14 protein-coding genes and 1 pseudogene are annotated in these 14,699 nt (G+C 60.9%); 12 read left to right on the forward strand and 3 right to left on the reverse strand.

Going from position 1 to position 14,699, the window contains the following annotated elements; translation table 11 throughout:
- Positions 1-202: 202 nt before the first annotated feature.
- From AB4Y34_RS12395 to AB4Y34_RS12420, 6 genes are all read left to right on the forward strand, one after another.
- Positions 203-499 carry a hypothetical protein gene (locus tag AB4Y34_RS12395; RefSeq protein WP_368716168.1) on the forward strand — a complete coding sequence of 99 codons (297 nt, stop codon included), beginning with the start codon at positions 203-205 and terminating at the stop codon, positions 497-499.
- Between the two features lie 14 nt (positions 500-513).
- Positions 514-2,208, forward strand: coding sequence for an AMP-binding protein (locus tag AB4Y34_RS12400; protein WP_368716169.1), 1,695 nt, complete (start codon positions 514-516; stop codon positions 2,206-2,208).
- The gene (locus AB4Y34_RS12405) at positions 2,205-2,867 is read left to right on the forward strand and encodes a hypothetical protein (RefSeq protein WP_368593964.1); all 663 of its coding nucleotides are present in this window, start codon (positions 2,205-2,207) and stop codon (positions 2,865-2,867) included. The genes AB4Y34_RS12400 and AB4Y34_RS12405 overlap by 4 nt, the downstream gene beginning before the upstream one ends.
- Positions 2,868-3,125: 258 nt before the next feature.
- Positions 3,126-3,965, forward strand: a complete 840-nt coding sequence (locus tag AB4Y34_RS12410; RefSeq protein ID WP_368593963.1) for a sulfite exporter TauE/SafE family protein — start codon at positions 3,126-3,128, stop codon at positions 3,963-3,965.
- A 782-nt stretch (positions 3,966-4,747) separates the two neighbouring features.
- Positions 4,748-5,131, forward strand: coding sequence for a hypothetical protein (locus AB4Y34_RS12415; protein ID WP_368716170.1), 384 nt, complete (start codon positions 4,748-4,750; stop codon positions 5,129-5,131).
- Positions 5,132-5,424: 293 nt separating this feature from the next.
- On the forward strand, positions 5,425-6,444 hold the full coding sequence (locus AB4Y34_RS12420) for a PQQ-binding-like beta-propeller repeat protein (RefSeq protein ID WP_368716171.1): 1,020 nt from the start codon (positions 5,425-5,427) through the stop codon (positions 6,442-6,444).
- Positions 6,445-6,912: 468 nt separating this feature from the next.
- Here the strand turns inward: AB4Y34_RS12420 and AB4Y34_RS12425 are convergent.
- The 3 genes and pseudogenes from AB4Y34_RS12425 to AB4Y34_RS12435 all read right to left on the reverse strand — a co-directional run.
- Positions 6,913-7,337, reverse strand: a pseudogene (locus tag AB4Y34_RS12425) (IS5 family transposase); the annotation flags it as partial.
- A 76-nt stretch (positions 7,338-7,413) separates the two neighbouring features.
- Complete coding sequence (locus AB4Y34_RS12430; RefSeq protein ID WP_368716172.1) at positions 7,414-7,713, reverse strand: group II intron maturase-specific domain-containing protein; 300 nt, start codon at positions 7,711-7,713, stop codon at positions 7,414-7,416.
- 347 nt (positions 7,714-8,060) lie between these two features.
- A complete protein-coding gene (locus AB4Y34_RS12435) occupies positions 8,061-8,405 on the reverse strand; it encodes a hypothetical protein (protein WP_176379229.1) in 345 nt (114 codons plus the stop codon).
- A gap of 163 nt (positions 8,406-8,568) precedes the next feature.
- On the opposite strand from AB4Y34_RS12435, the gene AB4Y34_RS12440 reads away from it, so the two are divergent.
- The 6 genes from AB4Y34_RS12440 (at position 8,569) to AB4Y34_RS12465 (ending at position 14,645) form a co-directional block, all read left to right on the forward strand.
- Positions 8,569-9,168 (forward strand): 2'-5' RNA ligase family protein, encoded by a 600-nt coding sequence (locus tag AB4Y34_RS12440; RefSeq protein ID WP_368716173.1) that lies wholly within the window; start codon positions 8,569-8,571, stop codon positions 9,166-9,168.
- A 514-nt stretch (positions 9,169-9,682) separates the two neighbouring features.
- Positions 9,683-10,081: a DnaJ family domain-containing protein gene (locus AB4Y34_RS12445; RefSeq protein ID WP_368620749.1), complete on the forward strand. Its 399-nt coding sequence runs from the start codon at positions 9,683-9,685 to the stop codon at positions 10,079-10,081.
- Positions 10,078-10,809 carry a tRNA adenosine(34) deaminase TadA gene (gene tadA, locus AB4Y34_RS12450; RefSeq protein ID WP_368716174.1) on the forward strand — a complete coding sequence of 244 codons (732 nt, stop codon included), beginning with the start codon at positions 10,078-10,080 and terminating at the stop codon, positions 10,807-10,809. The genes AB4Y34_RS12445 and tadA overlap by 4 nt, the downstream gene beginning before the upstream one ends.
- Positions 10,810-10,835: 26 nt before the next feature.
- On the forward strand, positions 10,836-11,762 hold the full coding sequence (gene ldcA, locus AB4Y34_RS12455) for a muramoyltetrapeptide carboxypeptidase (protein ID WP_368716175.1): 927 nt from the start codon (positions 10,836-10,838) through the stop codon (positions 11,760-11,762).
- A 319-nt stretch (positions 11,763-12,081) separates the two neighbouring features.
- Positions 12,082-12,795 carry a GntR family transcriptional regulator gene (locus AB4Y34_RS12460; protein WP_368716176.1) on the forward strand — a complete coding sequence of 238 codons (714 nt, stop codon included), beginning with the start codon at positions 12,082-12,084 and terminating at the stop codon, positions 12,793-12,795.
- A gap of 368 nt (positions 12,796-13,163) precedes the next feature.
- Positions 13,164-14,645 carry an NCS1 family nucleobase:cation symporter-1 gene (locus AB4Y34_RS12465; protein ID WP_368716177.1) on the forward strand — a complete coding sequence of 494 codons (1,482 nt, stop codon included), beginning with the start codon at positions 13,164-13,166 and terminating at the stop codon, positions 14,643-14,645.
- The last annotated feature ends 54 nt before the right edge of the window (positions 14,646-14,699 follow it).

Consider the following 14,699-nt stretch of genomic DNA (forward strand, 5'->3'; position numbering starts at 1 on the left):
GCCTCCACTGACATTGTTCCGCCCGAAAAAATTCGAATTATCAAACACTTGGCACCGGATTTCACCCACGGGGCGGCGACTGGCACGGCTTTCGCCTAAAGACGGTCGCAAGACGCGCCGCGGCGTTTTGGCAGCAGCCGCTGCAGGATTCGCGTGCGGTCGCGACTTGTGTTTCCTCACGGACCGTTAAAGGAAATCTGTAATGAGCACAACCTTACGCGTTTGCATTGCGATCGCCGGCGTTGCATTTTTGCTCGCCGTCGCTATCCGGACCGATTCCGCCGTCATTTCGCTAGAGCCAACGGCCACCGAGGCCATCATTGCCGCCGCCACCGACACGAATACACCCACAGACGCGAGCAGCACGTGCGGCGGCTCGGGCGCGATGGCGTCTGCCGCCGCGCCGGCGGTTCCGAGCGCGCGCGAACGCACGACGCTGACAGGTTCCGGCGCATTGTGCCCACCCGCCGAGATCGACGAAGTTCAAGGTGCCGACTAGGACGAGGAATGGCCATGCAAACGAAGGAAAGCTATGTGGTGGGCGCGACGGACGTACCACTGACGGACGACACGCTGGGCGCATATATCGACAGGGTCGCCGCACGGCATGCCGACAACGAAGCTCTGGTGGTCGTTCACCAGAATGTGCGCTGGACGTGGCGCGAATTCTCGCGCCGGGTCGATAACCTCGCCGTCGGGCTGATGCATCTCGGTCTCGCACCGGGAGATCGCATCGGTATCTGGTCGCAGAATTGCTCGGAGTGGGTGTTGACACAGTTTGCTGCGGCAAAGGCGGGGCTGATTCTCGTCAATATCAACCCGGCCTATCGTCAAGAAGAACTTGAGCACGCACTCAACAAGGTGGGCTGCAAGGCGCTGATCATGTCGGCTCGCTTCCGAGGTACCGACTATGTCGAGATGCTGCGCGACGTGGCAAGCGAAGTTGCGCACTGCGCACACGGTCAATTGAAATCCGCTCGCTTGCCAGACCTCAGGCTCGTGATCATTCTGGGTGGGCAGGCGAGCGCGGGCATGCTGAACTTCGAGGCGCTCCTCGCGCCTGCGAACGAGTGTGATCTGTGCGAGCTTGCGGCTCTCGGCGCGACGCTGCGCTGCGACGATCCGGTGAACATCCAGTTCACGTCGGGCACGACAGGTTCGCCGAAGGGCGCAACGCTGACTCACCGCAATCTCCTGAACAACAGCTTCTTTGTCGGCGAGGCAATGAAGCTGACCAGTCAGGACCGGCTGTGCATTCCAGTGCCGCTGTATCACTGCTTCGGCATGGTGCTTGGCAATCTGGTCTGTGCGACGCACGGCGCGACGATGGTCCTTCCCGGCGAGGCGTTTGACGCGAAGGCAGTTCTTGAGACAGTTGAGGCAGAAAAGTGCACGGCTCTGCATGGTGTGCCGACGATGTTCATTGCGCTCCTCGCACACCCGGAATTCGGACGCTACGGTTTCGACACGTTGCGAACCGGGATCATGGCCGGATCGCCATGCCCGGAAGAAGTCATGAAGCGCGTGATGGAGCGCATGAACATGCAGCAGGTGACCATCGCCTATGGAATGACTGAAACGTCGCCGATTTCCTTTCAGAGCGCCCTCGACGATCCGCCGGGGAACCGCGTATCAACGGTGGGGCGGGTGCAGCCTCACCTCGAAGTGAAGATCGTCGACGAGCGGGGACGCACCGTGTTACGCGGCGCAATGGGCGAACTGCTCACTCGCGGCTACTCGGTTATGCGCGGCTACTGGAACGATCCCGAGAAAACGTCGGAGGCCATTGACGAGGAAGGGTGGATGCATACCGGCGATCTGGCGACCATCGACAATGAAGGATATTGCAGGATCGTCGGCCGGTCGAAAGACCTCATCATTCGCGGTGGCGAAAACATTTGCCCGCGCGACGTCGAGGAATTCCTCTATCGCTATTCGAAGATCCAGGACGTGCAGTGCGTTGGCGTGCCGGATTCCAAATACGGAGAGGAGCTGTGTGCGTGCATCATCCTGCATCTAGGCGCCGCGGCGGACGCCGAAGAGATCCGCTCGTTCTGTCGCGGGCGGATTGCTCACTACAAGATCCCCCGGTACGTGGCGTTCCTGGACCGCTTTCCGATGACCGTGACCGGCAAGATCCAGAAGTTTGTTTTGCGAAAGCAGATGGCCGAAGCTTTCAAGCTCAACGAGGAAGAGGCAGCATCGTGAAGTGGCTCGATATCGATGAAATGGCGGCCGGAGTCCCGCTGCCAAAGGGGTACCGCTTTGAATTACTGAAGCGATGTGACATTTCCGAGGTCGTTGACTCGATCAAGGAATGGTTTCCTGACATTAGCGTTGGTAGCGCGAGCGTTTATTTGCGAGGCGATTTTTTCGGTGAAAAGGTCAGTCTTGTCGATGAAGCCGACAAAGATGTCCTCGTCGTGCTGCTCAGGGCAGGCCACAGCCTGGCAGGGCTTTTCTCCTGCGAACGTGACCTGGACACGTTGAGTCTTTACGGCCGCCTGGTAGTGGTCGCCCCGAAGCATCGGGGCGTAGGACTATGCCGCAAATGCATCATGCTGGCCGAGCTCATCGGGCAACGGATCGGAATGGGAATGATCTATGGAATGGCTACCTTGAAAATCCCGAATGTGCAACTGGCGTTTGAAGCGTTGGGATGGCGGCTCATCGGCATCGCTCCGGGATACGACCGGGAGATGGTTGCGCCCGGTGTGGTGAAGCGCGTCTATGAGGCGGTGTATGCGAAGGTCCTGGTGTCCGAGTGTGAAATGTTGCGCCCGCAGACACGGAATCTCACGCGAGGCACCCGCAGGATTTTTTGCCAGATGTTTCCGGACCAGCTGCTTGCACAAGGGGGTGACTGAGAGACCAGACACCCAATTCGCAAGAGTTCAGGTCCGTCGGAACTGCACAATTCCGCACCTTTTCCTTGATGTATACCGGTACCAAGCGTCATGGCAATCATATTGCATTCGTCCGTATGAAGATCGTTTTTGCATTGTGCCGCCGTTGATGAGCTAGAAGCGATTGAACTGGAGACGGTGCTCTTTCACGGAGATACCTGATTGATGAGTTATTGAATGTCGCCGATCAACGTTCCAGCACGTGCATACTGAATCGAGATGAGCTCCCTTTCCCTTTCCCTGTCGTCGTATGGAGAAGCGACTATCGCATTTCTTCTCTCCATACTTGGTATTTCGGCTGTCACGAGCGGACTATCGGGTTTCGGTTTCTCCGCGATTGGCGCGGCCAGCCTGTGGATTCTGCCACCTCAGGTTGGCGTTCCTCTGCTGATGGCCTTGTCCACAGCAAACCAGACAATGTCGCTCAGACAGCTTCGCACGGAACTCAAGCCAATACGCGAATGGTGGCCCGACGGTCCCGCGCCTTTTATATTGGGCGGCATCGTTGGCATCCCGATCGGACTGCACATCCTGCGTGCGTTGCCAACATCGGGTTTGATGGTTGCCTTTGGGACTTTCCTTGTAGTGTATGCGCTGTATTCCACTTTTGCCTCGCCTACTCATCGTCAGCCCATTGCTGGATGGTGGTTGCCCGTTTTCATCGGTGTGCTGGGCGGGATCGTCGGCGGATTCACCGCTTTTCCCGGCGCAGTCGTTGTTTTGTGGATCGGTCGTCAGCGCCTGCCCAAACAGGAATCGCGTGCAATCGTGCAACCCTATATTTTTGCGATGCAGTTGCTCGCGTTAGCCATGCTAGCGATCCATCGCCCGTCAACGTTCGATGCGCAATTCTGGAGTTTGTTCGCCGCGGCGGTCGTAGTCGTTTTGCCGGGTACCTTCCTCGGTGTACGTATCTATCGATCGCTCTCTGACATTAACTTTCGTCGCGTGTGCTTTGCTCTTCTCGGGATATCGGGTCTTGCAATCCTGTGCAAGGGCGTGGTCTCGTCAGGCATCGGCGCGGTCCTGTCTCGCCTGTTGATTGACCGCGGTCTGTAGCCTTTCTCTCATCTACGAGTTCCAGTCACGCGCCCGTAATGACAGCGGGGTCGCCACACGGTGACTGCTCACAAAGATGGGGTGCGCCGGTAACTGAGGTTTGCCAGTGCGCCTTGCGCGCATGCTGCATGAGGTGCTTGCCGTTTCGCGTGCTGCACGGATAGGGGCGCCGCCCGAATGCTCGTCGCACTCGACCAGGATGAGGATCAAACGGCCATGCGCATCGGACAAAATCAGATCCGGGTTAATAGGGAGTTGTCCACGGTCATTCGGAGTAACCGGTGGTCTGACGACCGCAGAGCAACCCATAGCGGCCCTCGGCCGGCGATCGGCCCAATGACCGCAATGGCCGAATTGTGCACGTAGCCCCGTCTGTCAGCTTGCGGGTAGTAATGCAGCCGCTCCAACGGCATGTTTCCCTGCTCGCTGACCGGCAGGAGTTAAACGCGATCACGCGCACATAGCTTCGTAAGACAGGAATCTGGAGGGCCACAAATCAGAATGCCGGTCACGCGATCACGGCGACTGTTATCGAGGAGAACCCATGAATAGCTGACCAATGGCGGGAGGACAAAGCGGATCGTCCAGTCCTGGAAACCTACACCCAGCTTGTTTTGAGCCGCCGCGATTCTATAAGCGCCTGTTTGTGCTTATCGTCGTGACTGTTCTGCCTTACATGAAGGCCGCCCGGTACCGCCGAGAGCGGCGAAAGCCTCATCTTATGGGTGTCTTACACAGTCATCGAAGAACAGCGTTGCGACACGCTTTGGCTTCTGGAGGACGTGTCCGCCCCTGACAAGCCAGTTTGGACTAACGATGAGGGCACCACCGGATATACGTTGTTGGAGGCGTTCGTTCATTATGCCCGCGACAAACTACTCGCCAGTTCGCTTGTGGCGAAACTGAAAGTGCTTGGCTTACGCGTCGGTTCCGACCGCGACAACTCGCTGGATTCCGATGCGCTTGATTGGTCTCCCGAGTGGCATGCCTTCGCTTCTGACCCGATACTTGCGACAAAGGAACTGGGCTGCGTGGCATCGTCGCCCAGGAAAATCGAAACGCTCTATCGCATGCGGGAAGTCGGTCCCGCTCATGCCGGAGAGACCGACGGACCCCGACCTGGCTACGCGCTATTCGGCTATCCATTGTGGATAGCTGCAGTTTGAAATCCGAAGCGGCTTTCGCACTCTGTGCCTCTGGAGGGCGACTGTTCGAACGAGTGTGACGCCCGCCCACCGACAGACGTGTACCTGCAGCACTAACGGAGTGCGCCACGTTCGCCAGGATCCAGCGCCAATCCGTCCATCTCTCTCTACTCCGTCGAGAATGACCTATCCTGAGTGCAGCCTAGTCTTTGCTCCAGCCGAAGGGAGCGTTGAATTACTGTACCGTCGATTCGCGAGAACCGTAACAATGCGTCGGAAGTATTGAGTGACGTTAGCAGGCAAGGAGAGCGATTATGGCGCATATATCCGGCTTTCTGTATGTCACGAGCGGTCGCCTTTTTCTGGACAACGTCGACTTTGGCGATATTCACGCAAGCAACGACTTTGGGCTTGTTGCGTCACCTCGCCCTGTTGGACGATCGAGCGAACCGTACCATCGGGTCTATGCCGGTGCAGCCGATGGCACGATCTATAAGTTCGGCCCTCCTGTTATTACCGAACTGGTGCCCGGGGTCCCTCTATCGGATCCTGCGATATTTAGCGTTGGCGAGGCGATGACGGGCGAGTCGGCGCACGCGGATGGCGTTCTGTACGTCGGCACAGGCACAGACTGGACACCACCCGGACAGGGATCGATGTTCGCACTTGACGACGACACCGGCGCCGTCAAGTGGGTGAGGCAAATGGGCGGTAGCGTGCAGTTTCGAGCATCGCTTGCCTTCCAACTGGGCCAACCGTATCGCTTGATTGTCGGAACGATCAAAGCACCATCTCTTCAGGCCTTGGACCCGCAAACGGGTGCGCTGATTTGGAGCCTACACGAATATCCTCTCACCGGACATACTGTAATTGGTGAGACCGTCTACTACGCCGACTTGAATACCAACAGTTTGCGCGCCAGGTCTGTCGTCGACGGTTCGCTAGTTTGGGAGAGCGTCAACGTCGCCCATGACAATTTCAATCGCCCGTTCGTCGCCGGCAATGTTGTTTATGCCACAGGTTTCGACAGCAACGTCTACGCCTTTGATGCGACAGGGGGAGAGATTTTGTGGAAGGTCTCGTCCCCAATCGTTTTTCCTGGCGTCCCCCTACTTCACAACCCAAGTTACGAACCAAAAGTGGTCGTTTTCGCCGCTGGACAAGGCAGCACGGGAGACGTCTTTATGGTGGGGCTCGATGCGAAAACGGGCGCTCATGTCTGGACTTCGGGCTCGCTCAACACTGGATCAGGCGAGACGGTCACGGATCCGATTGCATATGGCTGGGGGGGGCGTGGTCGTCGGAACACAAGACGGCCGACTGATTTTTGTTGACCCAGAGACGGGCGCGCTCAATGAGACTCAGTTGTCGCCATCGGGGATACTCAACAGCCCTAGGTTCGCGTGGTTTTGACGAACCGCGTCAGCCCGCCCAAGGTTCTCGCCCTGCCGGTTTTTGCTCGTTGCCGAAGGTCGCCCAGTCCTCAAGGCGGTCGCTATCTCGCTGAGGGCGCGCTCATGGCGTTGTACCAGTTCGAGAATGAACGAACGGATGATCTACAAGCTGTAGTCGCCCCTTCATGCGGCGCCGGGATCCCAGAATCAGGCAAACGATAAACGGCGATGGCCATGAACGAAGGGGCAAAGTGCTAAGGAAGTTCTGCACAACTCGTTTTCGGAGCACTGATCTTTTGCCACTTTGGTCGTATCTGCCGTAAGAGTCTGCTGGCAGGTTGGGCGTCCGGCTTTCCAAGCATGACGACCTCGGTTTGCCGAGACTCGCGGCCTTAATCCCCGAGCGTTTCAAGCTTTGCGTAAAGCCTTGCGTGCCATCCACAGGTTGCCCAGCGCAAACAGTGTCGTGATCTGCGCGGTGTTCTTCATCAACCCTCGGTACCGGGTCTTCGTATAGCCAAACTGCTGCTTGAGCACGCGGAACGGATGTTCAACCTTGGCGCGGATGCCGGCCCGAATATCGCGTCCAGACGATCGTTCAGGTCCAGTTGTCTACGCCTGCCTGGTCGCATCGCGACATGCCAGCGAACCGGGTTCTCCTGGCAGCGCTTTTCGATACCTCGGTAGCCGGCGTCGGCGGACACATCCGTTTCTCGGCCGTGCAACAACGCTTCGGCCGCATTGATGTCATGAACGTTGGCCGCTGTGCCGATCACGGTATGGACCAGGCCCGACTCTTGGTCCACACCAATGTGCGCTTTCATCCCAAAGTGGTGAGTAGGCTCGGGGAGTCCCACCCCGAGCCTCTCGCAGAACCGTACGTGACACTCTCGCGTCATACGGCTCCCGTTATCCAACCTTTGGTCCGGCGACACGCCAATGATGGAACAACGTTGGGCTGGCGACCTGCATCTTGCGCACGCACTCCACACTACGTCGATGGCGACCGTGAAGAGCCTTGTACTTTCGCCGCGCCCAACGTTCAAGCGCAGGATCGATGTGCTGAAAGAAACGAAGCACGGCCGTCTGGTAAAACGCACCATAGTAGTTCCACCACCCTTGTATCACTGGGATGTATAGCATCGCCAGGTCGGCAATCGGGACATGGGTCTGTCTATTCAGCCGCCACCTTCGCACAGTCTGCCGCATCCTCTTCAAGGCGCATCAACAGAGGTCAGCAAAGCGGCCTGGACCCGCCGCACACTGCCGGTTCGGCGAGCGTCGGCTCTGGCCGATCAGCCGCCGGCCGTCTCAGTCAGGCAGTTGTGACCTGACGGTATCGCTGACGGTATCAACCTCCGAAGTCATCTCGAGATGCGTGGCTTAGACGATCTTTCTTAAGCAGGCCGCGCCGATTTTCCGACGCGGCCCACCTAAGGCCGTTGAGTGCCGAGCGGGAATGCCGGTATCGCTGACGGTATCGGCGGGCGCTATGGGATCCGAGTCAGGCCCAGCGTTGGGTTTGCGGCGGGTGGTTGTCAATCGAGTGGGAGTGATCAGCCGTCCCGACCGTACCGGCACGACCTGGCAACACAACACATCAAAGCCCGCGTTTTCGCGGGTTTTTTTGTTTTGGGCCGCTGGATTCGCAGGTTTTGAACGGCGCCGCGATTGACGCCGGCATCAGACCAGATCGAGCCGCGCCCCATCTCGACGACACGATTCGGCGGTAACCCCAGGTGGGCGGTCTTGGCATCGCGATTTTTCCGGGTATTCCGCTGGCGTCGTTTCCGCACCGCGATCTGGTCGCGCACCGGCTCGAAGCGCCGCTCGTTACGCGCGACGTGAATCTGATCAAGACGCGCCGAGCATTCGTTGTCGCCGGCTGCTAAGTCGTCCATCGAGCTTTGGTACAAGCGCATCGGCAAGCCGGCCGGCCAGTGGCGCGCTGTGATTGCGCATGGCCTGTCATACTGTATGAATATACAGTAACATGGCTGCAATGGGCCGCTTGTGCGGCGGTATGCGAATCGGCAGAAAAATTCAGCCAGGGAACGAGGCGCGATGCCTGAACAACTGTGGTTGCCCGGGCTAGAGGCGCCGCCCCCGCCCACCGACGGGCTGTTTTTCGCGATTTATCCCGATGCCAATACCGCGGCCGGCATGGCGAAGTTCGCGCAACAGCTTTGCGCGGAGGTACGCGGGCGCAGCGGCGTGCGCGGCAAAGCGCTCGCGGCGAACCGTTTGCACGTGACGCTGAGGCATCTCGGCAATTTCACGGGCGGCTTGCCGGCGGATGTGGTCGAGGCGGCGAAACGGGCGGCCGCCTTGGTCAGCATGGCGCCGTTTACGGTCGAATTCGACGCGATCGCCAGCTTCGCGAAAAAGCCGCGGCTCGGGCCGGCGGTGCTCGTCGGCGAGCACGGTGTGCGCGGACTGCAGGCGCTTCACGATGCGCTCGAAGCGAGCTTGCGGGACGACGGCATCGAGCCCGATGCACGTTTTACGCCGCACGTGACGCTGGCGTACGGGATGCCGTGGATCGAGCGCCGTCCGGCCGAGCCGGCATGCTGGAACGTGCGCGAGTTTGTGCTGATGCACAGCCTGCTGGGACGATCCAAACATATCGTTCTCGCGCGCTGGCCGTTGGTGGGGCGAAGCTGAGGAGCGGGGGGCGCGCCGGACACCGCGGCGTCGAATGCGCGAGTGTATCGCCTGGCATCCGTTAGAACCGCACGCTTGTTCCGCAGCCTCCGGCATAGGCGCCACCGCTTGCCGCGGCGCCGCCGCAAAAGACGCCGCAGCCGCAAAGCAGCAAGGCCGCGGCAATCGCCGTCAGCGCGGTACCCACGCCGATGCGCCGACACGTGTGCGGGCTCCCTCGCACCGGCTGCACGGCGCCGACAGGACGCGGATGCGCAACGGGAAAAGTACTGGGACGGTTGATCGGTTTGAATGACATCGCGGCATCGGCTTCGACGAGAGGAAAAATCAAGGTTTGCCGCGCCAGTCAAGCGCTGCGCGCGTCGTACGGCTCGATGACCTACTCTAAGTCGACGCTGAAGCACCGTCAAACGCCGAATAGCCGGCAAATCGGCGCTTTTATGCCGTCGGGGGAGCACTGAACGCGCGTGCACTCCCTGATAGAATGCTCGGGCCGCAACGTAGTGGATTGCAGATGAAATTGCTTGATGCGCTTGTCGAACAGCGTATTGCCGCCGCCGCGCGCGGAGAGTTCGACGACTTGCCGGGCGCGGGCGCGCCGCTGGCCCTCGATGATGATGCGTTGGTGCCGGAAGAGGTGCGCGTCGCCAACCGGATTCTGAAAAACGCGGGCTTCGTGCCGCCCGCCGTCGAGCAGCTTCGCGCGTTGCGCGACCTGCAAACGGAGCTGAATGCCGTGAGCGATCAGGCGACCCGTTGCCGTCTCCAGGCCCGCATGCTCGCGCTCGACATGGCGCTCGAATCGCTGCGCGGCGGCCCGATGGTCCTGCCGCGCGAATATTGCCGCCGCATCGCCGAACGTCTGTCGGAACGCGTGGGCAATGTCGATGTGGCGGGAGCAGGTTCACAGTGAACGAGCCGCTCGCGTGTCCCGCCTCGATCGGCTCTTCGGCGCAAACCGAGGACGGCGAGAAGTCCGTTGACGCTAGCATCGGCGCAGTGTCCGCGCCGGCGGCTGATCGACCTGTGGCCGGTCCTGCCATCCCTCCCGGAAATTCCGAAGCTCCCATCGTCTCCGAACGCGACTTGCGCTTCATGGCGCTCGCTCAGGCCGCCGCCGAAGAAGCGCGCGCGGCCGGCGAAGTACCGGTCGGCGCGGTGCTGGTGCGCGGTGACGAAGTCATCGCCACGGGCTTCAATCATCCGATCGGCGCGCACGATCCGTCCGCGCACGCCGAAATGGTTGCGCTGCGCGCCGCCGCGCAGTCGCTCGAAAATTATCGTCTGCCGGGTTGCGAGCTCTATGTGACGCTCGAGCCTTGCCTGATGTGCGCCGGCGCGATCATGCACGCGCGCATCGCGCGTGTCGTGTTCGGCGCGCGCGATCCGAAAACCGGCGCGTGCGGCAGCGTGGTCGATGCGTTCGCAAATCCTCAGCTGAACCATCACACGACGGTCAGCGGCGGTGTCCTCGAAGCCGAATGCGGTGCCGCGCTCAAGTCGTTTTTTGCCGAGCGGCGTCGCGCGAGCCGCACAGCGCGCGCGGCGGCTCGTGGTGAAGTGGCTGAAGGGTCCGTTGGCACCGCCACTGACCCCGCAACACCCCCGAGCGACGAACCGCTCCCAACCACGCCGCTCTAAAACAACAACGCCCAAGGGGTCTCGCCATGACCGCTCATCGCACCATCGAATTGATTGCGCCATCCGGCTATCCGCATGATCCGGAGGTGTTGCATCGCGCGTTACATCGGCTGCGGGCGCAGGGGCATCGTGTCGACGGCGAGGCGGCCGCAAAGCGGCGCTACCAGCGCTTCGCCGGCACCGACGGCGAGCGCGCGGCCGATCTGAACCGGCTCGCCGATCCATCGCGCGGGTTGCCCGATGTCGTGCTGGCCGTGCGCGGCGGCTACGGCGCGGTGCGGATTCTGCACGGTCTCGACTACGAAGGCCTGCAGCGGCGGCTCACCGATCAGCCGATCGCGCTCGTCGGTCACAGCGACTTCACCGCGATCCAACTGGCGCTGCTCGCGCGCGCCGGCTTGAAGACCTTTGGCGGCCCGATGCTGATGAGCGATTTCGGCGCCGAGGAGCTCAGCGAATTCACGGTGCGGCATTTCTGGTCGGCATTGACGCAGCCGACCCTCACGATCGCGAGCAACACGCCGCAAGCGCAGAACGTCGATGTGACGGGCACGCTGTGGGGCGGCAATCTGGCGGTGGTGGCGTCGCTGGTCGGCACGCCGTACATGCCGCCGGTGCAGGGCGGCATCCTGTTCGTCGAAGACGTCAACGAGCAGCCGTTCCGCATCGAGCGGATGATCTATCAGCTGCATCTGGCCGGCATCCTCGCGCAGCAGCAGGCGCTCGTGCTCGGCGACTTCACGGGCGGCAAGCCCTACGACTACGACAATGGCTACGACCTGCAGGCGATGGTCGAGCAAGTGCGCTCGCTGATCGGCATTCCAGTCGTGACGGGGCTGCAGTTCGGGCATGTCCACAACATGGTGACGCTGCCGGTCGGCGCTAATGCGCATCTGGTCGCGAATGCGCATGGCTTCAGGCTGACGGCATCGGGCTATCCGAGCCTTGGCTGAAGCCCGCGTGGGTGGGACAGAGGCGGGCGGATCGCCCGTTTTTTTTCGCGTTACCAACGCAACTAACTGTCTGCAGTATGCAGCTCACCACCACTCAAACCCGTCACCAATGTTTTCAGTTTTTGTTGACAAAAACCCGGCCGCCAACAGTCGGCTTCGCGCGGTGAAAACGGGTAATATTTCCGCCAGACAGCCGCGCAGCTTGACTTGCAGGCCTTTCCTGACGCACCGCAGCGCGAGAACTGTCGAAAATCGACGCAAAAATTGTTGACAATATTTGTGTCCGTCCTATGATGACCAACATACCGAGACGCCAATCATGTCCGACACCGAATCAGTCGCGAACAGTTCGAAGCCTGAAGCAATCGCCGAGCGCATCCGCGCGGCGATCCTCGAGCATCGGCTGGCACCCGGCGCGAAGCTCACCGAAGCTCAGCTATGCGAAGTATTCGGCGTGAAGCGCGGTCCGATCCGTCAGGCGCTGTCGCAGCTGGCGGGTGAGCGGCTCGTCGATCTCGAGCCGAACCGTGGCGCGTTCGTCGCGAGTCCGTCGTTGCAGGAGGTGCACGAGGTGTTCGAAATGCGCCGCATCATCGAGTTGGCCGTCGTCGAAAAGATCTGTAGCGGACACGGCATGCGGCGTCTGAAGAGCATCGGCGGCATGATCGGCCGGGAACGCAAGGCATTCGAAACGCGGGATTTTCCGGCATGGATCCGTTTGTCGGGCGAGTTTCATACGGAGCTCGCGAACCTGACCGGCAACTCGGTGCTGTGCGATTGCCTGAACGGGCTGGTCGCGCGTTCCACGCTGATTTCCGCGCTGTACGAGTCGCTCGGACGCAGCCCGTGCTCGTTCGAGGACCACGAAGCGATTCTCGCCGCGCTCGACTCCGGCGATGCGAAGCAGGCGGCCGCGCTGATGTCGCGCCATCTGCAAAGCGTCGAGTTGAAGATGCTGGAGCGCCCCGCGCGCGGTGCAGCGGATCTGCACGAAGTATTCGGTGCGATCGCGCCGAAAGAAACATCAACGTAAAGAGCCGAAGCCAACTCCACCCCAGGCTGAGGCAGGTAGCAGGCGAGCGCCCGTTGCTGGTGCGCGCCGCACTGAATTGAACTGAACCGATAGATGCACGGCAGGGCGGCCTCGCGTGAGCGCCGCCGGCCTGAACACGCACGTCCGTCGCGAGACGACGGACCTCAGGGTAGCGACGCATCGCCGGAAATCCGCGGCGGCCGGCGATGCGACAACCACAAGTACGTCAGTACGGAGACACGCGCGGCACGGTCCGGGACCACGACGCCGACTTCTGCGACCCATACAGGGCAAGAAGCGAGCAACTGGCATGGCCGATGCAATGTCCGTCGATGCGCTTTCGACGGTCCCTATCCAAAGGAGGAATCATGGCTCAGTTCAGTGCAGCGCCAGGCAGTCACCCCATCTCCAACTACCCGGACGGCACGGCCCAGACCGATCCGTCGATGCCGGCCGGCTACAGCGAGCGGCTCTACAACGCGGACCTCGCGCCGCTGCGCGCGCAGAACTGGACCGCGTACAACATCTTCGCGTTCTGGATGTCGGACGTGCACAGCGTGGGTGGCTATGTCTTCGCGGGGAGTCTCTTCGCGCTCGGCCTGACGAGCTGGCAGGTGCTGGTCGCGTTGCTCGTCGGCATCACGCTCGTGAACGTGCTGTGCAACCTGATCGCGAAGCCGAGCCAGCTGAACGGCGTGCCGTATCCGGTCGCGTGCCGCGCGACCTTCGGCGTGCTCGGCGCGAACGTTCCCGCGGTGATCCGCGGCCTGATTGCGGTCGCGTGGTATGGCATCCAGACCTATCTCGCGTCGAGCGCGCTCGTGATCGTCGTGCTGAAGTTCGTGCCTCAACTGCTGCCATACGCGGACGTGCATCGGCATGGCCTGCTCGGTCTGTCGACGCTCGGCTGGGCCGGCTTCATGCTGCTGTGGGTACTGCAGGCGCTGGTGTTCTGGCATGGCATGGAGACCATCAAGAAGTTCATCGATTTCGCCGGACCGGCCGTCTACGTCGTGATGTTCATTCTCGCCGGCTACATGGTGTATCGCGCGGGCTGGCGCAACATTGGCATCAACCTCGGCGGCGTCAAATATCACGGCATGGAAGTGCTGCCGGTGATGATCACGGCGATCTCGCTGGTGGTGTCGTACTTCTCCGGACCGATGCTGAATTTCGGCGACTTCTCGCGCTACGGCAAGAGCTTTCGCAGCGTCAAGCACGGCAACTTCTGGGGCCTGCCGGTCAACTTCCTCGCGTTCTCGCTGGTGACGGTGATCACGACCGCGGCCACGCTGCCGGTGTTCGGCGAGCTGATCACGGACCCGGTCGAAACGGTGGGCCGCATCGACTATCCGATGGCGGTGATTCTCGGCGCGCTGACCTTCACGATCGCGACGATCGGCATCAACATCGTCGCGAACTTCGTGTCGCCGGCCTTCGACTTCTCGAACGTCGCACCGCGCCTCATCAGCTGGCGTGCGGGCGGCATGCTCGCGGCGGTCGCGTCGGTGTTCATCACGCCGTGGAACCTGTTCAACAATCCGGCCGTGATTCACTACACGCTCGACGTGCTCGGCAGCTTCATCGGACCTTTGTACGGCGTCCTGATCGTCGATTTCTATCTGGTCAAGCGTCAGAAGATCGTGCTCGACGATCTGTACACGGTTGCGCCGAACGGCTCGTACTGGTATCGCAACGGCGTCAACTATCGCGCGGTGGCCGCGTTGCTGCCGGCCGCGGTGATCGCGGTGATCTGCGTGATGGTGCCGGGCCTCGACGGCCTCGCGAATTTCTCGTGGTTCATCGGCGCGGGACTCGGCGCGCTGTTTTACCGGATGCTCGCGCGCTGAGCTTCATGGAGCGCCAGGTTTTCGCCGCTGCAATATGAGTCGAACAGGAGTCGC

Source organism: Paraburkholderia sp. BR10954 (genome assembly GCF_040965775.1).
Taxonomy (GTDB): Bacteria; Pseudomonadota; Gammaproteobacteria; order Burkholderiales; family Burkholderiaceae; genus Paraburkholderia; species Paraburkholderia youngii.

Coding starts and splice junctions, on each gene's coding strand:
- AB4Y34_RS12395 (WP_368716168.1), top strand. CDS start 203: ATGAGCACAACCTTACGCGTTTGCATTGCGATCGCCGGCGTTGCATTT.
- AB4Y34_RS12400 (WP_368716169.1), top strand. CDS start 514: ATGCAAACGAAGGAAAGCTATGTGGTGGGCGCGACGGACGTACCACTG.
- AB4Y34_RS12410 (WP_368593963.1), top strand. CDS start 3,126: ATGAGCTCCCTTTCCCTTTCCCTGTCGTCGTATGGAGAAGCGACTATC.
- AB4Y34_RS12420 (WP_368716171.1), top strand. CDS start 5,425: ATGGCGCATATATCCGGCTTTCTGTATGTCACGAGCGGTCGCCTTTTT.
- AB4Y34_RS12430 (WP_368716172.1), bottom strand. CDS start 7,713: ATGCGGCAGACTGTGCGAAGGTGGCGGCTGAATAGACAGACCCATGTC.
- AB4Y34_RS12435 (WP_176379229.1), bottom strand. CDS start 8,405: ATGGACGACTTAGCAGCCGGCGACAACGAATGCTCGGCGCGTCTTGAT.
- AB4Y34_RS12440 (WP_368716173.1), top strand. CDS start 8,569: ATGCCTGAACAACTGTGGTTGCCCGGGCTAGAGGCGCCGCCCCCGCCC.
- AB4Y34_RS12445 (WP_368620749.1), top strand. CDS start 9,683: ATGAAATTGCTTGATGCGCTTGTCGAACAGCGTATTGCCGCCGCCGCG.
- ldcA (WP_368716175.1), top strand. CDS start 10,836: ATGACCGCTCATCGCACCATCGAATTGATTGCGCCATCCGGCTATCCG.
- AB4Y34_RS12460 (WP_368716176.1), top strand. CDS start 12,082: ATGTCCGACACCGAATCAGTCGCGAACAGTTCGAAGCCTGAAGCAATC.
- AB4Y34_RS12465 (WP_368716177.1), top strand. CDS start 13,164: ATGGCTCAGTTCAGTGCAGCGCCAGGCAGTCACCCCATCTCCAACTAC.